At 62.8% G+C, this 21328-nt stretch carries 22 protein-coding genes; 12 read left to right on the forward strand and 10 right to left on the reverse strand.

Annotation, left to right across the window (positions count from 1 at the left end; genetic code table 11):
* Nucleotides 1–110: 110 nt before the first annotated feature.
* The 9 genes from IB262_RS22335 (at nucleotide 111) to ugpC (ending at nucleotide 10612) form a co-directional block, all read left to right on the forward strand.
* Complete coding sequence (locus IB262_RS22335) at nucleotides 111–842, forward strand: DeoR family transcriptional regulator (protein WP_034799429.1); 732 nt, start codon at nucleotides 111–113, stop codon at nucleotides 840–842.
* A gap of 173 nt (nucleotides 843–1015) precedes the next feature.
* Nucleotides 1016–2029 (forward strand): deoxyribose-phosphate aldolase, encoded by a 1014-nt coding sequence (gene deoC, locus IB262_RS22340; protein WP_112772145.1) that lies wholly within the window; start codon nucleotides 1016–1018, stop codon nucleotides 2027–2029.
* A 5-nt stretch (nucleotides 2030–2034) separates the two neighbouring features.
* Nucleotides 2035–4419, forward strand: a complete 2385-nt coding sequence (locus IB262_RS22345) for an aldehyde dehydrogenase family protein (protein ID WP_192493789.1) — start codon at nucleotides 2035–2037, stop codon at nucleotides 4417–4419.
* 135 nt (nucleotides 4420–4554) lie between these two features.
* Complete coding sequence (locus tag IB262_RS22350) at nucleotides 4555–5007, forward strand: RbsD/FucU family protein (RefSeq protein WP_112772147.1); 453 nt, start codon at nucleotides 4555–4557, stop codon at nucleotides 5005–5007.
* A gap of 103 nt (nucleotides 5008–5110) precedes the next feature.
* Nucleotides 5111–6043 (forward strand): ribokinase, encoded by a 933-nt coding sequence (rbsK, locus tag IB262_RS22355; RefSeq protein ID WP_112772148.1) that lies wholly within the window; start codon nucleotides 5111–5113, stop codon nucleotides 6041–6043.
* The gene (locus tag IB262_RS22360) at nucleotides 6040–6915 is read left to right on the forward strand and encodes a sugar ABC transporter permease (RefSeq protein ID WP_034799444.1); all 876 of its coding nucleotides are present in this window, start codon (nucleotides 6040–6042) and stop codon (nucleotides 6913–6915) included. The genes rbsK and IB262_RS22360 overlap by 4 nt, the downstream gene beginning before the upstream one ends.
* Nucleotides 6912–7940: a carbohydrate ABC transporter permease gene (locus IB262_RS22365; RefSeq protein ID WP_034799447.1), complete on the forward strand. Its 1029-nt coding sequence runs from the start codon at nucleotides 6912–6914 to the stop codon at nucleotides 7938–7940. Before IB262_RS22360 ends, IB262_RS22365 begins: the two co-directional genes overlap by 4 nt.
* 40 nt (nucleotides 7941–7980) lie before the next feature.
* Nucleotides 7981–9435 carry an extracellular solute-binding protein gene (locus IB262_RS22370; RefSeq protein WP_113079849.1) on the forward strand — a complete coding sequence of 485 codons (1455 nt, stop codon included), beginning with the start codon at nucleotides 7981–7983 and terminating at the stop codon, nucleotides 9433–9435.
* 85 nt (nucleotides 9436–9520) lie between these two features.
* Entirely contained in the window at nucleotides 9521–10612 is a 1092-nt protein-coding gene (gene ugpC, locus IB262_RS22375) for a sn-glycerol-3-phosphate ABC transporter ATP-binding protein UgpC (RefSeq protein WP_034799453.1), read from the forward strand.
* A gap of 43 nt (nucleotides 10613–10655) precedes the next feature.
* Here ugpC and IB262_RS22380 read toward each other — a convergent pair whose 3' ends face one another.
* From IB262_RS22380 to IB262_RS22400, 5 genes are all read right to left on the reverse strand, one after another.
* Nucleotides 10656–11162 (reverse strand): GAF domain-containing protein, encoded by a 507-nt coding sequence (locus tag IB262_RS22380; protein WP_034799456.1) that lies wholly within the window; start codon nucleotides 11160–11162, stop codon nucleotides 10656–10658.
* Nucleotides 11163–11230: 68 nt separating this feature from the next.
* Nucleotides 11231–11971, reverse strand: coding sequence for an ABC transporter ATP-binding protein (locus IB262_RS22385; RefSeq protein WP_060586295.1), 741 nt, complete (start codon nucleotides 11969–11971; stop codon nucleotides 11231–11233).
* Nucleotides 11968–12801 carry an ABC transporter ATP-binding protein gene (locus tag IB262_RS22390; RefSeq protein WP_034799458.1) on the reverse strand — a complete coding sequence of 278 codons (834 nt, stop codon included), beginning with the start codon at nucleotides 12799–12801 and terminating at the stop codon, nucleotides 11968–11970. The genes IB262_RS22385 and IB262_RS22390 overlap by 4 nt, the downstream gene beginning before the upstream one ends.
* Nucleotides 12801–13706 (reverse strand): ABC transporter permease, encoded by a 906-nt coding sequence (locus IB262_RS22395; protein WP_034799460.1) that lies wholly within the window; start codon nucleotides 13704–13706, stop codon nucleotides 12801–12803. Before IB262_RS22395 ends, IB262_RS22390 begins: the two co-directional genes overlap by 1 nt.
* Before the next feature lie 13 nt (nucleotides 13707–13719).
* Nucleotides 13720–14712 carry an ABC transporter permease gene (locus tag IB262_RS22400; RefSeq protein ID WP_034799755.1) on the reverse strand — a complete coding sequence of 331 codons (993 nt, stop codon included), beginning with the start codon at nucleotides 14710–14712 and terminating at the stop codon, nucleotides 13720–13722.
* A 210-nt stretch (nucleotides 14713–14922) separates the two neighbouring features.
* Between IB262_RS22400 and IB262_RS22405 the strand changes: the two genes are divergently transcribed.
* The 3 genes from IB262_RS22405 to IB262_RS22415 all read left to right on the forward strand — a co-directional run bounded on the left by IB262_RS22405 (nucleotide 14923) and on the right by IB262_RS22415 (nucleotide 17760).
* Nucleotides 14923–15606, forward strand: a complete 684-nt coding sequence (locus IB262_RS22405; RefSeq protein WP_034799462.1) for an XRE family transcriptional regulator — start codon at nucleotides 14923–14925, stop codon at nucleotides 15604–15606.
* Nucleotides 15607–15616: 10 nt separating this feature from the next.
* On the forward strand, nucleotides 15617–17206 hold the full coding sequence (locus IB262_RS22410) for an ABC transporter substrate-binding protein (protein ID WP_060518279.1): 1590 nt from the start codon (nucleotides 15617–15619) through the stop codon (nucleotides 17204–17206).
* 125 nt (nucleotides 17207–17331) lie between these two features.
* Nucleotides 17332–17760: an OsmC family protein gene (locus IB262_RS22415; protein WP_060518277.1), complete on the forward strand. Its 429-nt coding sequence runs from the start codon at nucleotides 17332–17334 to the stop codon at nucleotides 17758–17760.
* Nucleotides 17761–17841: 81 nt separating this feature from the next.
* Here the strand turns inward: IB262_RS22415 and IB262_RS22420 are convergent, their stop codons facing one another.
* The 5 genes from IB262_RS22420 to IB262_RS22440 all read right to left on the reverse strand — a co-directional run bounded on the left by IB262_RS22420 (nucleotide 17842) and on the right by IB262_RS22440 (nucleotide 21328).
* Nucleotides 17842–19137, reverse strand: a complete 1296-nt coding sequence (locus IB262_RS22420; RefSeq protein WP_034799465.1) for an MFS transporter — start codon at nucleotides 19135–19137, stop codon at nucleotides 17842–17844.
* A 185-nt stretch (nucleotides 19138–19322) separates the two neighbouring features.
* The gene (locus IB262_RS22425; protein WP_034799468.1) at nucleotides 19323–19718 is read right to left on the reverse strand and encodes a MarR family winged helix-turn-helix transcriptional regulator; all 396 of its coding nucleotides are present in this window, start codon (nucleotides 19716–19718) and stop codon (nucleotides 19323–19325) included.
* A 69-nt stretch (nucleotides 19719–19787) separates the two neighbouring features.
* The gene (locus IB262_RS22430; RefSeq protein WP_090295911.1) at nucleotides 19788–20300 is read right to left on the reverse strand and encodes a GNAT family N-acetyltransferase; all 513 of its coding nucleotides are present in this window, start codon (nucleotides 20298–20300) and stop codon (nucleotides 19788–19790) included.
* Nucleotides 20301–20328: 28 nt separating this feature from the next.
* Entirely contained in the window at nucleotides 20329–20850 is a 522-nt protein-coding gene (locus tag IB262_RS22435; RefSeq protein ID WP_034799759.1) for a hypothetical protein, read from the reverse strand.
* Nucleotides 20851–20902: 52 nt separating this feature from the next.
* Entirely contained in the window at nucleotides 20903–21328 is a 426-nt protein-coding gene (locus IB262_RS22440) for an Lrp/AsnC family transcriptional regulator (protein WP_034799473.1), read from the reverse strand.

Below are 21328 nucleotides of genomic sequence, written 5' to 3' on the forward strand. Positions count from 1 at the left end.
CTTTCAATCAATGTGACTCCTCTTGCTTGGGGGAGAGGGTTTGTGATATTTTTCACAAAACCTGTTCACGCCATGAACGGCTGCAGAACTCGTCGGACACGAAAGAAATTATGGTCAGCCGCAAGACAGCCCGCATCATCCAGCTCGCCGATGCCCTTTCAGGACGGAGAGTCTTGCACTTGCGCGACGCCGCGGCCCTGCTCGGCGTCTCTGAAATGACGATCCGTCGTGACGTTGCCGACAATCCCGGACAGTTTGCTTTTCTCGGCGGACATATCGTGCCGGCGTCGGAGATCGAAGGCGATGCGCCCTACGAGCTGGCACGCGAGGCCGACAGCCACGCTGCCGCCAAGCGCGAGGCCTGTGTCCACGCGGCGCGCCATATCCGCCCGGACGAGACGATCTTCATCGATTGCGGCACCACACTCGAATATCTCGTCGACCTCGTTCCCGAGAATTATTCAATAACAGCAGTGTGTTATTCTCTGAACGTGGCGGAGAAGCTGACCCATAAGCCGAATGTCCGGATCGTCATGCTTGGTGGCGTCTATCACCCTTCGTCTGCGTCTTTTTCCGGCAACTCCGGTCTGGAGACTCTCGATTCGCTCGGCATCAACGTCGCATTCCTGTCGGCCGCCGGCATCGATCCGGCGCGTGGTGCGACCTGCGTGCATTTCCACGAAGTGTCGGTGAAGCAGAAGGTCATCTCGCTGGCGCGCGAGAGCCATCTGGTCGTCGACCTCAGCAAGATCGGCAAGCTGAAGCCGGCTTTTTTCGCGCCAATCGGCGTTTTTCGCTCTATCATCACCGAAGAGGGCGAAACGCAGCTGCCGGGCCTGTGAAGGCGGCATCCGCAAAAATATTACGAAATCGTCAAAACGGCGGTGTCTCGCTTGACACTCTCTGTTCTTGATGGAATAGTCACAAAAATTCGATAGAAAAATAACAAAAATGAGTTCTCGGCGGCTGTGCTCGAGTGCGGCTGGTCGTGACAGGGAGTTCAAGGAGCCATCGCTTGGAAGACCTTGCTGTGAAAACTGGCGCGCCGAAGGCCGCGCATTCTCCGGCGGCGGGCCATAACTGGCCGCGCAACAACGGCATCGATCTCGATCTTGGCTGGGTGCTGGACCAGCGTGTCAATCTGTCGGCCGCCGAGCGTCGCGTTGCGACGCTGCCCGGTCGCCGCACGGTGAAGAAGGACGCGCAGGCCGCCTGGCTCTTGAAGGCTGTTACCTGCATCGACCTCACGACGCTCAATGGCGACGACACGATGGAGCGCGTCAAGCGGCTCTGCGCCAAGGCGCGCCAACCGGTGCGCCAGGATCTGCTCGACGCGCTCGGCATGGGCGGTCGCGGCATCACGACGGGCGCTGTCTGCGTCTATCATCGCTTCGTCTCGACCGCCGTTGAGGCGCTCGAAGGGTCCGGTATCCCTGTTGCTGCCGTCTCCACCGGATTTCCGGCCGGCCTCATCCCGCATGATGTGAAGCTGCGCGAGATCGAAGCCTCTGTCGCCGATGGCGCCAAGGAAATCGACATCGTCATTACCCGCGAGCATGTGCTGACCGGCAATTGGCAGGCGCTCTACGACGAGATGCGCGATTTCCGTGCCGCCTGCGGTGATGCCCATGTGAAGGCGATTCTTGCGACCGGCGACCTGAAGACGCTGCGCAACGTCGCGCGCGCCTCGCTCGTTTGCATGATGGCCGGTGCCGACTTCATCAAGACCTCGACCGGCAAGGAAGGCGTCAACGCGACGCTGCTGGTGACGCTCATCATGCTGCGCATGATTAGGGCCTATCAGGAGCAGACCGGCCTCAAGGTCGGCTACAAGCCGGCCGGCGGCATTTCTGCGGCGAAGGACATCTTGAACTACCAGTTCCTGATGAAGGACGAGCTCGGGCGCGAATGGCTCGAGCCGGATCTCTTCCGCATCGGCGCATCGAGCCTGCTTGCCGATATCGAGCGCCAGCTCGAACACCACGTTACCGGCGCCTACTCGGCCCTCAACCGTCACCCGATTGGATGATCCCGATGACTGTCGCAAGGTATTTTGACGAAATGTCCTATGGTCCAGCACCGGAAGCCGACACGGAAGCCCGCCAGTGGCTGGCGCGCCACAAGGGCGAATTCGGCCACTTCATCAACGGCGCCTTCGTCGCTTCCGCGTCCGGCAAGACCTTCGAGACGAACGAGCCGGCAACCGGCAAGCTGCTCGCCAAGATCGCGCTCGGCGGTGCCAAGGATGTTGACGACGCCGTCGCCGCTGCCCGCAAGGCGCAAGCCGCCTGGGCGAAGCTGCCGGGCCATGCCCGCGCCCGCCATCTCTATGCGCTCGCTCGCATGATCCAGCGCCACGCGCGCCTGATCGCCGTGGTCGAGGCGATCGACAACGGCAAGCCGATCCGCGAAACCCGCGACATCGACGTGCCGCTGGCCGCCCGCCACTTCTATCACCATGCCGGCTGGGCGCAGCTGCAGGAAACCGAATTTGCCGATCAGGTTCCGGTCGGCGTCGTCGGCCAGGTCATTCCCTGGAACTTCCCGTTCCTGATGCTCGCCTGGAAGGTCGCGCCCGCTCTGGCGCTCGGTAACACCGTGATCCTGAAACCGGCGGAATTCACGCCGCTGACGGCGCTGCTCTTTGCCGAACTGGCCGCTGCAGCAGGTCTTCCGGCCGGCGTGCTCAACGTCGTTACCGGCGAAGGTGAAACCGGCGCGCTTATTGTCGAGCATGCGGACATCGACAAGATCGCTTTTACCGGCTCGACCGAAGTCGGCCGCCTCATCCGTGAGCGCACCGCCGGCACCGGCAAGTCGCTGACGCTCGAACTCGGCGGCAAGTCACCCTTCATCGTCTTCGACGACGCTGATATCGACGGCGCCGTCGAAGGCGTGGTTGACGCCATCTGGTTCAACCAGGGCCAGGTTTGCTGCGCCGGCTCGCGCATCCTCGTGCAGGAAGGCGTGGCACCGCTGTTCTACGAGCGCCTGAAGCGCCGCATGCAGACGCTGCGCGTCGGCCATCCGCTCGACAAGGCGATCGACATGGCGGCAATCGTCGCGCCGGTGCAGTTGCAGCGGATCGAAGACCTGGTCGCCAAGGGCGTCTCCGAAGGAGCAGCGCTGCATCAGCCGAAGATCGAACTGCCGAAGGGCGGCAGCTTCTATCCGCCGACCCTGCTCACCGGCGTGCAGCCGACCTCGATCGTTGCGACGGAAGAGATCTTCGGCCCCGTCGCCGTCTCCATGACCTTCCGCACCCCGGAAGAGGCGATCCAGCTTGCCAACCATACGCGCTACGGCCTTGCCGCCAGCGTCTGGAGCGAGACGATCGGCCTGGCATTGCATGTCGCGGCCAAGCTCGTCGCCGGTGTGGTTTGGGTCAATGCGACTAACCTCTTCGATGCGTCTGCCGGTTTCGGCGGCAAGCGCGAATCCGGCTTCGGCCGCGAGGGTGGTCGCGAGGGCTGCTACGAATATCTGAAGCCGAAAGCTTGGGCCGGCCGCAAGCTGCGTCCCGCCGCCGTCGAACCGGCATTGAAGCCCGTGGCTGGCGATTTCGCCATGCCTGACGTCGACCGTACCGCCAAGCTTTTCATTGGCGGCAAGCAGGCACGGCCGGATGGCAACTATAACCGCAACGTGCTCTCGCCCAAGGGCAAGGTGCTTGGCGAGGTCGGCGAGGGCAACCGCAAGGACATCCGCAACGCAGTCGTCGCAGCGCAAGCCGCATCCGGCTGGTCGTCGGCAACGACGCACAACCGCGCGCAGATCCTCTACTACATCGCCGAAAACCTGAGTGGCCGTGCGGGCGAATTCGCCGATCGGATCGCCGACATGACCGGCGCGTCTGCGGCCAACGCCAAGGCGGAAGTCGAAGCCTCGATCGCACGCCTCTTCACCTATGGCGCCTGGGCCGACAAGTACGAAGGCGCGATCCACCAGCCGCCGCTTCGCGGCGTAGCACTTGCGATCCCCGAGGCGATCGGCGTCGTCGGCGTCGTTTGCCCGCCGGAAGCGCCGCTGCTCGCTATGATCAGCCTGGTCGCGCCGCTGATCGCCACCGGCAACCGTGTCGTCGTGGTGCCGAGCGAACAGCATCCGCTGGCGGCCACCGATTTCTATACGGTGCTCGAAACATCAGACGTCCCGGCCGGTGTCGTCAACATCGTCACCGGTTCGACGATCGAACTGGCAAAGACGCTCGCAAGCCACAACGACGTCGATGCGCTCTGGGCTTTCGGCTCGGCGGAACTTTCGACCCTCGTGGAGAGGCTCTCGGTCGGCAACCTGAAGCGCACCTTTGTCGACTACGGAAAGGCGATGAACTGGCTCGATCGCGAGGCGGCAGAAGGCCCGGCCTATCTGCGCCGCGCGACGGACGTCAAGAACATCTGGATCCCCTACGGCGAGTAGGAGAGCCACCACGCGCGGGGCGGGGGGGAGCCGGCCCGCGCTGTGGGACAAGTGAACAGTAGGGAGACGCGTTCGCCTGCAAGGGGGAATGCATTGCGCGCCACGGAAACCGGAGCGCGCCAGGAGGAGGACTGTATGCTGAAGAATATCGATCCGGCGCTGAACGCCGATGTGCTGCACGCGCTCAGGTCCATGGGACACGGCGACACGCTGGTCATTTCCGACACCAACTTCCCGTCCGACGCCATTGCCCGCAAGACCACGCTGGGCACGCTGTTGCGCATCGACAACGTCTCGGCCGCGCGTGCCGTCGAAGCGGTGCTTTCCGTGCTGCCGCTCGATACGCCGCTGCAGCCTTCGGCCGGGCGCATGGAGGTGATGGGTGCGCCCGACGAAGTGCTGCCCGTGCAGCAGGAAGTGCAGGCGATAATCGATCGCGCTGAGGGTAAATCGGCGCCGATGTACGGCATCGAGCGCTTCAAGTTCTACGAGGAAGCCAAGAAGGCCTATTGCGTCATCACCACGGGCGAGACGCGCTTCTATGGCTGCTTCCTGTTCACCAAGGGCGTCATTCCGCCCAAGACCTGACGGACCGCGCGGTCGCCGCGCGGCACGAGACGACAGATGAAATCGCGAGAGATTGCTTGGACACGCCGCTTTGCTTGCGGTGCGGTCGCAGGGGGAGGCTTGAATGAAGACTGGTGTTTCGATCCTTGGCATCTTCGTGGCCGACACGGCCTATCTGGCGCGGCGCATGCCGGTTGTCGGTGAAACGATTACCGGCAGCGGCTTTTCCGTCGGGCCGGGTGGCAAGGGCTCGAACCAGGCGGTTGCCTGTGCTCGGGCGGGAAGTCCCGTTTCCTTCATCTCCAAGCTCGGCCGCGACACCTTTGGCGAGATGGCGCTGCGCACCTATGCCGAGGCCGGCGTGACGCCGAAGATCGTTGAGATGGACGATCTGCCGACAGGGGCTGCCTTCATCTATGTCAACGACCAGAACGGCGAAAACGCCATCATCGTCTATCCGGGAGCCGCCGGCTCGATCGGGATCGACGATGTCGAGGCCGCGCGCGAGACGATCGAAGGTTCGCGCATCTTCGTCACCCAATTGGAGCAGCCGGTGGCCGCCGCTCGGCGGGCGCTCGAAATTGCCCATGCGGCGGGCGTCATCACCGTCTTCAACCCGGCGCCGGCCGAAGCCTTCCCGGATGCGATCTATCCGCTCTGCGATTATCTTGTGCCGAACGAGACGGAAGCCGCAGCCATCGTCGGTTTCGCGCTCGCCACGGAAGACGACGTTCGTCGTGCCGGTGACGCGATCCTGAAGAAGGGTGCGAAAACGGCGCTGATCACGCTCGGTGAACGCGGCGTGCTCTATCACAACCACGAGCGGTCGGTGCTGGTGCCGGCGATCGCCAGCGGGCCGGTAATCGACACGACCGGGGCGGGGGACGCTTTTGTCGGAGGCTTCTCCGCAGCGCTCGCCCGCGACCTTTCACCCGTTGACGCTGTACGCTTCGGCTGCGCCACCGCCGGCATCGCGGTCACCCGCCGCGGCACCGCGCCCGCCATGCCGACGCTGGCCGAGATCGAGGCGCTGCTTGCGCGCGGGGCGTCCGCATGACGCGCAACGACCCGATCAAGCACTTCTTCATCTGGCCGGCGCTGATCATCGTGCTGATGATCTCGATCTTCCCGCTCGTCTATTCGCTGACGACCAGCTTCATGAGCATGCGGCTCGTGCCGCCGACGCCGGCCCGCTTCGTCGGCTTTGGCAACTATCTCGATCTCCTGCAGAACCCGCGGTTCTGGCATGTGGCGGGAACGACGACGCTGATCGCCTTCATCTCCGTCGGGCTGCAATATGTGATCGGCCTTTCGGTGGCGTTGGCGTTGAATTCAAGAGTGCCGGGAGAGGGCATCTTCCGCGTCAGCTTCCTGCTGCCGATGCTGGTGGCGCCGGTCGCCGTCGCGCTGATCGCCCGCCAGGTGCTGAACCCGACGATGGGCCCGCTCAACGAGCTGATGACGGCAATCGGGTTCCCCAACCTGCCGTTCCTCACCCAGACCAGCTGGGCGCTCGGCTCGATCATTGCCGTCGAGGTCTGGCAATGGACGCCTTTCGTCATCCTCATGCTGCTTGCCGGGCTACAGACCTTGCCCGACGACGTCTACGAGGCGGCCGCGCTCGAAAATGCCACGCCATGGCAGCAGTTCCGCGACATCACCTTTCCTATGCTCCTGCCGATCTCGGTCGCCGTGGTCTTCATCCGCCTGATCGAGAGCTACAAGATCATCGACACGGTCTTCGTCATGACCGGCGGCGGGCCGGGGATATCGACCGAGACGCTGACGCTGTTTGCCTATCAGGAAGGCTTCAAGAAGTTCAATCTCGGCTACACCTCGGCGCTTTCCTTCCTGTTCCTGATTGTCATCACAGTCATCGGTCTCGTCTATCTCGCCATCCTCAAGCCCTATCTGGAGAAGCACAAATGAGCGTGCGCACTCTCAAAGGGAAACGGCGCTGGCTGGCGCTCGGCGGCTGCCTCGTCTGGCTCGCCATCACCTTCTTTCCGCTCTATTGGGTGCTGATCACCTCGTTCAAGACGCCGATCGCCGTCGTCGGCGGGCCGACCTATCTGCCCTTCGTTGATTTCGAACCGAGCTTGACGGCCTGGAGCGAGCTGTTGTCGGGCCAGCGTGGCCAGTTCTTCAACACCTTCCTGGCCTCGACAATCATCGGCCTTTCGGCGTCGATCGCCGCGACCTTCATCGGCGCCATGGCAGCCTATGCGCTGGTGCGCTTCACCTTCCGCTTTCGCCTGCTCTCGGCACTGATCTTCGTGGTGATCGCCTTCGGCGGCTTCCTGCTCGGCCGCCATGTGCTTGGCTACGGCCAGGGCATCTCGCTGGTCTATGCCTTTGTCGCAGCGCTCGCGCTTGCGGTGATCTCGAGCCGCTTTCGCCTTCCGGGGCCGGAACTCGGCAACAACGACATCGTCTTCTGGTTCGTCAGCCAGCGCATGTTCCCGCCGATCGTCGCTGCCTTTGCGCTCTACCTGATGTACACCGAGATGGGCAAACTCGGCTTCAAGCTGGTCGACAGCTATATCGGCCTCACCTTCGCCTATATCGCTTTCTCGCTGCCGATCGTCATCTGGCTGATGCGCGACTTCTTCGAGGCGCTGCCGGTGGAGGTCGAGGAGGCGGCGATGGTCGACAACGTGCCGTCGTGGCGGATCTTCTTCGGCATTGTGCTGCCGATGTCGAAGCCGGGTCTGATCGCCACCTTCATGATCACGCTCGCCTTCGTCTGGAACGAGTTCCTGTTCGCGCTGTTCCTGACCAACTCCAAATGGCAGACGCTGCCCATTCTCGTTGCCGGCCAGAACAGCCAGCGCGGCGACGAATGGTGGGCGATTTCCGCTGCCGCACTCGTTGCCATCATTCCGATGATGGTCATGGCCGGGCTTTTGAGCCGGCTCATGCGCTCCGGCCTGCTTCTTGGAGCGATCAAGTAACCAACCGCTTTGGCATGCATTCATTCACAGGGAGGATAGAATGAGGAAATTGCTACTGGCATCTGCATCTCTCGCCGCACTCGCATCGGGGAGCGCGGGAACGGCGCTCGCCTGCGACCCGGATTACACCGGCGTCGAACTGACGGCGACCACACAGACCGGTCCTTACATTGCCTCGGCGCTGCAGCTTGCGGCCAAAGGCTGGGAGGAAAAGACCTGCGGCAAGGTCAAGGTCGTCGAGTTCCCGTGGTCGGAGCTCTATCCGAAGATCGTGACCTCGCTGACCTCTGGCGAAGACGCTTTCGACGTGATCGCCTTTGCACCGGCCTGGGCCCCTGATTTCACCGACTTCCTGTCGGAAATGCCGGCCGACATGCAGAAGGGCGCCGACTGGGACGATATCGCGCCCGTCTACCGCGAACAGCTGATGGTCTGGAACGGCAAGGTGCTGTCGCAGACGATGGACGGCGACGCCCATACCTACAGCTACCGCATCGACCTCTTCGAGAACGCCGACAACCAGAAGGCCTTCAAGGAAAAGTACGGTTACGATCTGGCGCCGCCGAAGACCTGGAAGCAGTATCTGGACATCGCCGAATACTTCAACCAGCCCTCGAACAACCTCTGGGGCACGGCGGAAGCCTTCCGGCGTGGCGGCCAGCAATTCTGGTTCCTGTTCAGCCACGTCGCCGGTTATACCAGCCACCCGGACAACCCGGGCGCCATGTTCTTCAACCCGGAAACAATGGATGCGCAGGTCAACAATCCCGGCTGGGTCCGTGGCCTCGAGGAATACATCCGCGCCTCAAAGCTCGCGCCGCCGAACGCGCTGAACTTCTCCTTCGGCGAAGTGAACGCCGCTTTTGCCGGCGGCCAGGTGGCGGAATCGATCGGCTGGGGTGATACCGGCGTCATCGGCGCCGACCCGAAGCAGTCGAAGGTGGCCGGCAATGTCGGCTCGGCATCGCTGCCGGGATCGGACGAGATCTGGAACTACAAGACCAAGAAGTGGGACAAGTTCGACCACGTCGTCCAGACCTCCTTCATGGCCTTCGGCGGTTGGCAGGCCGCGGTTCCCGCGACCTCGACCAAGCAGGAAGCGGCCTGGAACTACATCCAGTATCTGACGAGCCCGGCCGTCTCGGGCCAGGCGGCGATTGCCGGCGGTACCGGTGTGAACCCTTACCGCATCTCGCACACGACCAATCTCGATCTCTGGTCGAAGATCTTCTCCGAGCGTGAGGCGAAGGAATATCTTGGTGCGCAGAAGGAGGCGGTGACCGCCAAGAACATCGCGCTCGACATGCGCCTTCCCGGCTACTTCTCCTATACCGAAGTGCTGGAGATCGAGCTTTCCAAGGCGCTTGCCGGCGAAGTGACGCCGCAAGAGGCGCTCGATAGCGTCGCGGAACAGTGGAACAAGCTGACCGACGAGTTCGGCCGCGACAAGCAGCTTGCCGCCTATCGCGCCTCGATGGGCCTGCCGCAGCAGTAACGAACCCACGCCCGCCCCGAAACGATCGGGGCGGGCGCCACCGTCCCCGGCGAGACCGGGCACAGACAGCATCAGAGGCTACAGCATGTCACAGGTCCGATTGCAGCAGATCACCAAGTCCTTCGGGAGCGTCACCGTCATTCCGCCGCTCGATCTCGACATTGCCGATCGTGAGTTCGTCGTGCTCGTCGGTCCCTCCGGCTGCGGCAAGACGACGACGCTCAGGATGATTGCCGGCCTCGAAACTGCGACTTCGGGTTCGATCCGGATTGGCGATCGCGACGTGACCGATCTCAGACCGGGCCTGCGCAATTGCTCCATGGTGTTTCAGAATTACGCGCTCTATCCGCACATGACGGTCGCCGAGAACATCGGCTACGGCATGAAGGTGCGCGGCACGCCGAAGGCGGAGATCGAAAAGGCGGTAACGGATGCCGCTCGCATCCTCAACCTCGGCGCCTATCTCAATCGCAAGCCGAGCGCACTTTCGGGCGGCCAGCGCCAGCGCGTGGCGATCGGCCGGGCGATCGTACGCCAGCCGGATGTCTTCCTCTTCGACGAGCCGTTGTCGAACCTAGATGCCAAACTTCGCATCGAAATGCGCACCGAAATCAAGCTCTTGCACCGGCGTCTTCAGACGACTGCCGTTTACGTGACCCACGATCAGGTGGAAGCCATGACCATGGCCGACCGCGTCGTCGTCATGAACCAGGGCCGCATCGAGCAGGCGGCCGATCCGATCACGCTCTATGAGGCCCCCGCCAATCTTTTCGTCGCCGCCTTCATCGGTGCGCCGAGCATGAATTTCCTCGAGGGGCGGCTGGAGCGCGGCGATGGAGGGATGCAGTTCATAGCGGATGGGGACGTGGCCGTGGCTATCCCGGAAAACCGCGCCGAAAAACTCGGCGCCTACGTCGGAAAAGCGGTCGTGCTCGGCATCCGGCCGGAACATACGATGGCGACGGACGCCAATGCGCCAACAGTCAGGCTGATCGTGCGCGATATCGAACCGCTCGGCCCGCATACGCTGGCTCTTGGCCGGGTCGGGCCTGCCGCTTTCACGGCGCAGGTTCACGCCGCGTCACGCATCGGCCCCGACGATCAGATCGCGGTGCCGATCGAGACGGAGAAAATGCATTTCTTCCTGAAGGAAACCGGTGGGGCGATCGGCCGCTGAGCGGATGGATGGCCGAAGGCGATGACGCCTCCGGCCTGCTGTCTTACTTCTTCTCGGCGCGTGCTGCGGCGAGGAAGGCGAGCTTCGCCGGCAGCTCCAGGTGCTTGGAGAGTGCCACGCGCTCCGGCGTGTAGTGATGCTCGACGTCGAGGCAGTTGACGGTGCCGAGCAGCTCGCCGCCGACAACGACCGGGATGTTGGCAACCGAGCCGCAGCCGAGCGACCAGATCGTCTCGTGGTCCGGGAAAACCTTGGCGATATCGGCGATGGTGTTGGCGACGAAGGTCTGGTGCGCCTTGTGCACGATGTCGAACCAGCTGTCGTAGCGGATCGGCTTGGTGCCCGAGGTCGGGTACTCCGCGGGGTGCGAGGTGTAGGCGCGGCGCGCGACTTCGTTGACCATATCTACGGTCATGATGGTGAAGAGCTTGGCGCCGATCACCTGGCGGCTAAGCGTCTGCAATGCGGTCCATACCGCATCGGCATCGGTGGTCTTGGCAATGGCCGCGTCGAATTCCGCCAGCGCGGCAGCGATCTGTTCACTGTTCATGCTATGTCCTTGGGGTTACTCGATATCTTAGAAGGGGACAGACGATAAATCGTCGGTGTTGTCCCATCCTAGTTGGCATGCGCGGCGCTGATCTGCATCAGCTCGCGCGAATAGGGATCCTTGAGGTCACCGCGCTTGAGGTCGGCGACATCGGCAATCTCGACGATCCGGCCCTGGCGCATGACAGCGAGGCGATCGCAGAGGAAGGAGACGACCGCCAGGTTGTGGGTGACCATCAGGAAGGTGAGGTTCTGCTCGCGCCGGAGGCGCTTCAACAGGTTGAGGATTTCGGCCTGGACCGAAACGTCGAGCGCGGATGTCGGCTCGTCGAGTAAGAGCACCTTCGGCTTCAGCATCAGCGCCCGGGCGATTGCCACGCGCTGGCGCTGGCCGCCCGAGAGCTGGTGCGGAAAGCGGAAGCGGAACTTGCGATCGAGGCCGACCGAGGTCATGACCTCCTCGATGCGGGCGTTGCGGTCGCCGATGCCGTGGATCGTCAGCGCTTCGCCGAGCGTGGCGTCGACCGTCTTTCGCGGATGCAGCGAGCCGTAGGGATCCTGGAACACCATCTGGCACTGACGCGAAAAGGCGCGGTCGATGCCGTGGCCGCGGGGCGAGCCGAGCACGGTGATCTCGCCGGTCCATTCCGGCGCGAGACCTGCGATTGCCTTCAGCACCGTCGATTTTCCCGAGCCGCTTTCGCCGACAAGGGCAAAGCTCTCGCCGTCGGCGATATCGAGATTGACGTTGTGGGTGATCTGCACGTCGCCGTACGAGATGTCGAGGTTCTTCAGAGAGAGCGCGGTCATGCCTTGGCCCATGCGCTGCGGTCGAGCACCGGCAGCTCGTCCCGTGTTTCATCGAGGCGCGGAATGGAGGCGATCAGCCCGCGCGTATAGGGGTGCTTGGCCGCCATCAGTTCGCCGGCCTTGCATTCCTCGACCACCTCGCCGGTGTTCATCACGAGGATGCGGTCGCAATAGCTGGAGACGAGATTGAGGTCGTGGCTGATGAAGATCAGGCCCATGCCCTTGCGTTTCACCAGTTCGTCGATGATGTCGAGCACCTGGGCCTGGACGGAAACGTCGAGCGCCGAGGTCGGCTCGTCGGCGATCAGAAGGTCCGGCTCGGGGATCAGCATCATCGCGATCATCACGCGTTGGCCCATGCCACCGGAGACTTCGTGCGGGTAGAGCTTGGCGACGCGTTCCGGATCTGCAATGCGCACCGATTCCAGCATCGTAAGCACGCGCGCGTTGACCTCGCGGCGCGGCAGCTTCTGGTGCGTCAGCAACGCTTCGGCGATCTGCTCGCCGATGGTCATGACCGGGTTCAGCGAGAACTTCGGGTCTTGCATCACCATGGAAATGCGGGCGCCGCGGATGGCGCGCATCTGCCGCTCGGACTGCTTCAGGAGGTCGACGCCGTCGAAGACGAGCTTGTCGGCGGTGACCCGACCCGGTGCCCGGATCAGCTGCAGGATCGAGCGACCGGTCATCGACTTGCCCGAGCCGCTCTCGCCGACGATGCCGAGGCGTTCGCGGCCGAGGGTGAAGGAGATGCCGCGCACGACTTCGAGATCACCGCGGGGCGTCGGGAAGGTGACGCGCAGGTTTTCGACTTCGAGAAGATTGCTCATCAGCGCTGCTCCCCGCTCTTCGGATCGAGCACGTCGCGCAGGCCATCACCGAGGAAGCAGAAGCCGAGGCTAACGAGAATGATGGCAAAGCCGGGCATGGTCGCGACCCACCACTGATCGAGAATGAAGGAGCGACCGCGCGAGATCATCGCGCCCCATTCGGGAAGTGGCGGCTGAGCGCCAAGTCCGATGAAGCCGAGACCGGCAGCCGTCAGGATGATGCCGGCCATGTCGAGCGTGACGCGGACAATCATCGATGAGGTGCAGAGCGGGAGCACGTGGCCGAGATTGACCCGGAGGCTCGACGCGCCGAGCAGACGCACCGCCGAAATGAATTCGGAGTTCTTGAAGGTCAGCGTCTCCGCACGAGCGACACGGGCATAGCCGGGCCAGGAGGTGATCGCGATGGCGATGATCGCGTTCTCGATGCCGGGGCCAAGGGCTGCAACGAAGGCAAGCGCCAGGATGAGCTTCGGCAGCGACAGGAAGATATCGGTAATGCCCATCAGGATACGGTCGACCCAGCCACCGAAATAACCGGCGGCCACGCCGATCACCAGGCCGGCGGGGGCTGCGAGCACTGCAACCAGCGTGACGATGGCCAGCGTGATGCGTGAACCGTAGACAACGCGGGACCAGATGTCGCGGCCGAGTTCGTCGGTTCCCATCCAGTGGGCAGCACTCGGCGGCAGCAGGCGTTCGCTCAGCGACTGGCGCAGCGGATCATGGGTGGCGAGCCACGGCGCAAAGAGCGCGGTCAGCACCAGAACGAGGATGATGACGGCGCCGACAACGGCGAGCGGATTGCGCATCAGCGCGCCGAAGATGCGATAGAAGCGCCCGAGGCGCGCCTGCATCGGCGAGGCGGGGCTGTCGTCGATCAGCCAGTCGCGAAGTGTGGTCATGGTCGCTCCTCCCTTAGCGTGCACGCGGATCGAGCACGCGGTAGAGCACGTCCGAAATCTTGTTGATGCCGATGAAGACCGCGCCGATGACGAGGGTCGAGCCGAGCACGGCCGACATGTCGGCATTGAGCAGAGCGACGGTCAGGTAGTTGCCGATGCCGGGCCAGGAGAAGATCGTCTCGATCATCACGGAGCCTTCGAGCAGGCCGGCATAGGACAGGCCGATAACGGTGATCAGCGGCACGCGGATCGGCCGGAAGGCATGGCGCCAGATGACCAGGCGCTCCGGCACGCCTTTGACCCGGGCGGTCGTCACATATTCCTGGCTCAGCTGGTCGAGCATGAAGGAGCGCGTCATGCGGGCGATATAGGCGAGCGAGAAGAAGCCGAGGCAGGACGCCGGCAGGATCAGGTGCCAGACGGCGTTGCGGAAGATCTCCCATTCGCCAGCAATGATGCTGTCGACAAGGATCAGGCCCGTGACCGGCGACACCATGCCGTCGTAAAAGATGTCGACACGGCCGGGGCCGCCGACCCATTTCAGCTTCGCGTAGAAAATCGCCAGGCCGACGAGACCGAGCCAGAAGGCAGGCACCGAATAACCGAGCAGACCGATGACGCGGATGCCCTGATCGAGCCAGGAGCCACGGCGGGCGGCGGCAAAAACACCGAGCGGCACGCCGATCAGCACGCCGAGCATGATGCCGAGCGTCGCCATTTCGAGTGTTGCCGGGAAGACGCGAGCGAGGTCCTCGATAACCGGCTTGCCCGTCGAAACCGATGTTCCGAAATTGAAGGTGGCGACGTCACGTACGTAGCTGACGAACTGCGTGATCAGCGGCTGGTCGAGCCCCATTTCCTGGCGCACGCGCTCATAGACGGCGACGGGTGCGCGGTCGCCGACGACAGCCAGAACCGGGTCGATCGGCACGATGCGGCCGATGAAGAAGGTGATTGCGAGCAGGCCGAGGAAGGTTATCGCAAGCGTTACCAGGAAGCCTGCCAGTGAAAGAAGGCGCTGCCGTCCCCGACTGGGTCTGGCGGCGCGGCGCGCCGGCGCTGCTGCTGTCGTGCTGTCGTTTGCCACGTGGCGTCACCATCCCTCTTCGCTTGCGGTCTCACTTGTCGATACCGCAAAAATTTGCTTGGAGTATATAAATAAGTTTGCTTAAATCAAAAAAATTTTACTGGGGCGGAAACGGGAGGAATAACCGCTGTGAGCGATCCGTCAGAGGATACGCAGGCCGCTTCGGGCAAATCGGCCGGGGCAGGGCAGCCGAAGGTGGGCGCGCTGGTGCGTGCGCGCCGCCGGCAGATGCATATGACCCTGCAGACGCTCAGCGACGCAGCGGGCGTTTCGGTCGGCTATTTGAGCCAGATCGAGCGCGATCTTGCCATGCCCTCGCTCGGCACACTGGCCCAGATTGCGCAAGGCCTGGGCGCCGAACTCAACCATTTCATCCTGGCACCGGCGATCGACACCGGGCTTTCGCGCGCCGAGGGGCGCATGGTGTTTTCGGTCGGCGGCTCGCCTGTTTCCTATGAGCGCATTGGCGCGGATTTCGCCGGCAACCAGCTTTCGAGTTTCGTCATCACCATTCCGCCGGGGCATCGCTCCGAGGTCTTCAGCCATGAGGGCGAAGAGCTCGTCTACATGCTCGAAGGCGAGATCCTCTTCGGGCTCGATGGCGACGACACCATGCTTTCGCCTGGCGACGGCCTGCACTTCCGCGGCATCCAGCCCCACTACTGGTGGAACAAGACAGACGCACCCGTGCGGTTGATCTGGACCGGCACCCTGCCGCTCTTCCGGCCCCGCGCTTCCCAATCCAACGAGACCGGTCAGCCGCAATCGGCGCTGAAGCCGGCACCGACAAAAACCAAGCCTCATCGAAAATAGGAGAATGATGATGAGAATGTTCAAGGCCGCGGTCTTCGCGGCGTCCCTGATGATGAGCGTGGCGCCGGCCGCACTCGCCGAAACGCCAGCCGATGTGTTGGTCGTTGCCCAGAATATCGACGACATCGTCAGCATCGACCCGGCCGAGGCCTACGAGTTCTCCTCGGGCGAATACGTCACCCAGACCTATGACCGCCTGGTGCAGTACGATGCGCCCGACGTGAAGAAGCTGGCGCCGGGTCTTGCCTCCGAATGGACGGTCGACGATGCGGCAAAGACGATCACCTTCACGCTGCGTGATGGCGTTACCTTTTCCTCCGGCAATCCGCTGCGTGGCGAAGACGTCGTCTACTCCTTCAAGCGCGTCGTCGTTCTCAACAAGGCGCCGGCCTTCATCCTGACGCAGCTCGGCTGGACGCCCGAAAACATCGACAAGATGGTGACCGCCGAAGGTAACAAGGTCACGGTCAAGTATGACGGCGACTTCTCGTCGGCCTTCGTTCTCAACGTTCTCGCCGCTCGCCCGGCTTCGGTGATCGACGCGGAAACCGTCAAGGCCAACGAGGCCGATGGCGACTTCGGCAATGCGTGGCTCAAGGCCAATTCGGCCGGCACCGGCCCGTTCGTGCTCAAGGCCTTCCGCGCCGGCGAGCTGCTCAACCTTGCGAGCAACCCGAACTACTTCGGTGGCGCTCCTGTTATCAAGGGCGTCATCATCCGTCACGTGGCCGAAGCCGCAACCCAGCAGCTGATGCTGCAGACCGGCGACGTCGACATGGCGAAGAACCTGACCCCGGACCAGGTTTCGGGTCTTGAAGGCAAGGACGGCGTGAAGGTCGAATCCTATCCGCAGGCCGCCGTACACTTCCTGTCGTTCAACCAGAAGGACGCGGCACTGCAGCCGGAAGCCGTCTGGGAAGCCGCCCGCTACCTGGTCGACTACAAGGGCATGACCGACAGCTTCCTCAAGGGCCAGATGGAAGTTCACCAGGCCTTCTGGCCGAAGGGCTTCCCGGGCTCGCTCGACGAGACCCCCTACAGCTACGACGTCGAGAAGGCGAAGAAGATCCTGGCCGATGCCGGCATCAAGACGCCGATCAAGGTGACCCTCGACGTCATCAACTCGACGCCGTTCACCGACATGGCGCAGTCACTGCAGGCGTCCTTCGCCGAAGCCGGGATCAACTTCGAGATCATCCCGGGCACCGGTAGCCAGGTCATCACCAAGTACCGCGCGCGCACCCACGAAGCGATGCTGCTCTATTGGGGCCCGGACTTCATGGACCCGCATTCGAACGCCAAGGCCTTCGCCTATAACGAAGACAACGCCGACGACAAGTATCAGTCGACGACCACCTGGCGTAACGGCTGGGCGGTTCCGGCGGAACTCAACGAAGCGACCAAGGCAGCCCTCAAGGAAGCCGATCCGGCCAAGCGCGACGCGCTTTATGTCGACCTGCAGCGCAAGGTGCAGGAAAAGTCGCCGATCGTGATCATGTTCCAGGCCGCGACCCAGGTCGCGATGAAGGACAAGGTCGAAGGCTACGTCAATGGCGCCATCTCGGACTATGTCTTCTACCGCCTGGTGAAGAAGAACTGATCCGCCAGCGATCGCCCTTGCGCCGATGAGAAAAAGGCGCACATATCAAAACGCCCTGGGCCTTCCGGCCTGGGGCGACGTGTTTCTACCGATCGGTTTGATAAGTTCTGGGAAGGTTTTACGACATGGCGGATGTGAAGGTGAGAACGCGGGAAACCGGTGCGACGGCTGTGGTCGGCAAGACCGGCTTTCCGCATGTGACCTCGGTCACCGGTGGTGAACTCGATATCGTCACCGGCCCGTCGCAGGCGGGCTACGGCCCGCTCGATCTGCTCTATGCGTCGCTCGCAAGCTGCCTGGTGCTGAGCGCCCGCATCGCCGCCAGCCGTTTTGGCGTGCTCGACCGGCTGACGGAAGTGAGTGCCAAGGTGACGGGCGAGAAAGCCCATGACGAGCCGTCCCGCGTCGCAAAATTCAACATCGTCTTCGACATCAAGGGTGATTTTGACGACACGGTCCGCCATGCGATCGCGGAAGCCGCCGAAAACGAGATCTGCACCGTTAGCAATACGATCCGCGGCAATCCGGAATTCGTGACCGAGTTTGCCCACTGACGTTCATTGGGTCTCAGCGTCCAACAAAAGGGCGGGCTGCCATTGGCAGCCCGCCCTTTTCGATGCAACTGGCAGAAGGACTCAGGCCGGTTGCGGCGTAAGCGCCTCCGGTTGACGCCGACCGATCGTCAGCACCAGCAGGGCCGCGACAATGCAGAGCATCCCGGCGGCAATCAGCGCCGGCGTATAGGTTTCAAGCGACGTCCGGCTGGCGCCTGCGAGGAAGGTCGCACTGGCCGCACCCAGCTGGTGACCGGTGAAGACCCAGCCGAAGACGAGGGCGGCGCGTTCCGGACCGAAGCGTTCGGCCGAAAGTTTCACCGTCGGCGGTACCGTCGCGACCCAATCCAGGCCGTAGAAGATCGCAAAGATCGACAGCGTGTAGATGTTGAAGCCGCTGAACGGCAGGAACATCAGCGACAGGCCGCGAAGGCCGTAGAACCAGAAGAGCAGCCAGCGGTTGTCATAACGGTCCGAGAGCCAGCCGGAACCGATGGTGCCGATCAGATCGAATACGCCGATCAGCGCCAGCAGGCTGGCTGCTGCGACGGGGGCAATACCAACATCGCCGCAGATCGAAACCCAATGGGTCTGGATCAGCCCGTTGGTGCTGAAGCCGCAGACGAAGAAGGTCGCAAACAGCACCCAGAAGGTGTTGGTCTTGGCGGCGTCGGAAAGCGCCCGGATCGGTGCCATCAGCAGTTCCCCGAAGCTCTTCGCCTTCGGCGGCGCCGCCACCATTTGCTTGCCGCCGAAGGGCGCAAGGCCAAGGTCCCCAGGGCGATCCTGCATCAGAAGCAGGACCAGGGTGAAGGCCGCAAGCAGGATGACGATGATCAGCGTCAGCGCCGAGCGCCAGCCGATCGTTTCGGTGAGAGAAGCGAGCAACGGCAGGAAGACCAGCTGGCCGGTGGCGTTGCTGGCGGTCATCAGCCCGACGACGAGCCCGCGCCGTTTGTCGAACCAGCGCGTTGCGACCGTCGCGCCGAGCACCAGCGCCGTCATGCCGGTACCCACGCCGAGCACGACGCCCCAGATCGCCACCAGGTGCCAGAGTTCCGTCATGTAGAACGAGGCGGCGATGCCGGAGATGATCAGGATCAGCGCCGTAGACACGACCGGGCGCACGCCGAAATGGTTCATGAACGAGGCTGCGAACGGACCGAGCAGACCGAAAAGGCAAAGCCGGATGGCGAGCGCCAGCGAGATTTGCGCATTGGTCCAGCCGAATTCGGTCTCGAGCGGTTTGATGAGCACGCCGGCCGAGCCCATGGCGCCCGCTGTCGAAAGCATGACCAGGAAGGTGACGGCGGCGACAGCCCAGCCGTAGTGGATATTGCGTCTGGCAAGATAACGCGCAAGCGCCGGACCGAGCATCGTCGACTTCCTTTCGTCGGTGTTTTTAGGGCGTGCGACAGCGCTGCGCGGGCTTTCGGAGCGCAGGTCGCAGATTGAACTGTTGTTTGGCAGTTTTCTGCCGGTTCCTGGCAGCTTAGGCTGCCCGGATTCTTCTGGCCTCAAGTCGCAGACTGCGACCAGAAAGTTGGTCTGGAAACGAGGCGCTAGAGCGCCAGCAGCAGGTCCTCCAGCTGGGCGGCGGCGTCGGCTCCCAGCCGCGCCTCGATCTTGTCCTGAGCGGCCTGCCAGAGCGGCGCGCCGTCAGCCAGTATCCGGTGGCCGCTCTCCGTAAGCTCGACAATGGCCTCCCGCTGATCCTTTCCGCTTCCAGTTGCGGTCAATCCCATTCCCTCCAGCACTTTGACGTTGCGGCTGACCGTCGATCGCTCGAGTTCGATCTTGCGGCCAAGCTCGGTCATCGAGATCGGTTCATCGCGCGCGATGTGTCGAAGCAGGCTGAACTGGGCAAGGTTAAGACCAATCGGCTGCAGCGCGTCGTCATAGACTGACGTCACTCGCCGGGTGGCTTTGCGTAAGAGGGCACAATAGCAACGAGACATAATGTGTGTATATACACGCAAGCGATCGACGTCAACCGTTTCTTGGTGTGAAGGCGCTGTTCGAAGCGATCAGCGGTCCAAGCGAAACTGAAGAACGTGGTTGGGGTAAGCCTTGTCGCCGATCGTGAAATGGGTTTGTCCCGCCATCTCAAAGCCACTCGCGAGGTAGAAGGCCGTGGCTTTTTCGTTTTCGGCGTTCACCGCCAGCCAGGTGCCTAGCTGGCCCGTGTCCAGGCAGAATTGCAGGCCGGTCTTCAGGAGTGCCTTGCCGAGGCCGCGACCATGGTGACGGGGCTGGACATAGAGCGTCGTGATTTCCAGGTCGGAGGCGATATCGACCGGTGCCGGCGAATTCGCGGACATGCGCAAGAAGCCGTCGATACCGACAACGTTCTGCGAAACCCAGACGGTCTCGTTGCGGTCGCCCAGAATTTCTTCGAAGCGCGCGGTGGTAAAGTGCTGCAGCGCATAATCGGCAAAGAATGCGTTGACGCCATCCCTGATATACGTGTTCAGCCAGACTTCCAGGCTGATCGCCGCAAGGCTTGACGCATCCGCGACGGTCGCGCGCCTGATTGTCATATCGTTTGTCACGCTGCTCTTCACTGTCTCAATCGACGAAGGGTTCCAGTTCCTTGTCGAACTCCACTTCGACGACATTGTTGAAAAGCGCCGTCGCCACCATGATACCGGAGAAAGCGACGAGGTCGACCAGCGCCTTGGCGTCGTAGCGTGCCTTGAGGCCAACCCAGATTTCCTCCGTAACGGCATTGCTGTCGGCGACGATGGCGCGGCCGAACGCGATCAGGCGCTGTTCGTCTTCGCTCGGCACGTCCGTGTGAAAATCGATGCCGGCATTGGCGAAGGCGCGACGAAAGAAGCCCATGGCGATTGGGGATTTCATGGCCTCCGAAATGGAATGGGAGAGGAACCAGATCGCCCTGTCGTCGAGGGTAGGGCGTAGTTCCTCGCGGAGCGTGAACCATTCCGCATAGATCCGGTGCGCGACCGGCGAATGTAAAAGCGTGCGCTTCATGTTGGTCATGCGGCCACGCACGCGCACCTCCTCGTCGTGGGCGGCGCGGATTTCATCCGAGGCGGTGTCGTAGTCGATCTGGGGGATATGGCTCATGGTCATGCCTGTCTTGGTCGTGCGCGAGCTGCGCAGATGATGGGTAGGAGCGTCAGACGGTGCTGAGCAGAATGCTCGTTTCGCTGTTCGACACGCCCTCGACGTCGCGCACTTCGCGCAGGATGCGGTCGAAATCGCTGAGGCTGTTGGCGCGGATTTCGGCGACCAGGTCCCAACCGCCGTTGGTGGTGTGCAGGGCATAAAGTTCCGGCAGGCCGCGCAGGTATTTGATCACCTTGGTGGTGTTTCGGCCGCTCACCTCGATCATCATGATCGCACGGATGGCGCGATCGTCATAATCCTGCCGCACGCGCAGCGTGAAGCCCAGGACCGCGCCGCTTTCGAGCAGCCGGTCGATGCGAGTCTGCACGGTCGCCCTCGATATGCCGAGCACCGCAGCGATCTTGGAGTAGGGCGCGCGCCCGTCTTCTCGCAGGAGCGAGATGAGCTGGTGGTCGAGGTCATCGAAGATATGCAT

Source organism: Ensifer sp. ENS02, from assembly GCF_014851885.1.
Lineage (GTDB): Bacteria > Pseudomonadota > Alphaproteobacteria > Rhizobiales > Rhizobiaceae > Ensifer > Ensifer adhaerens.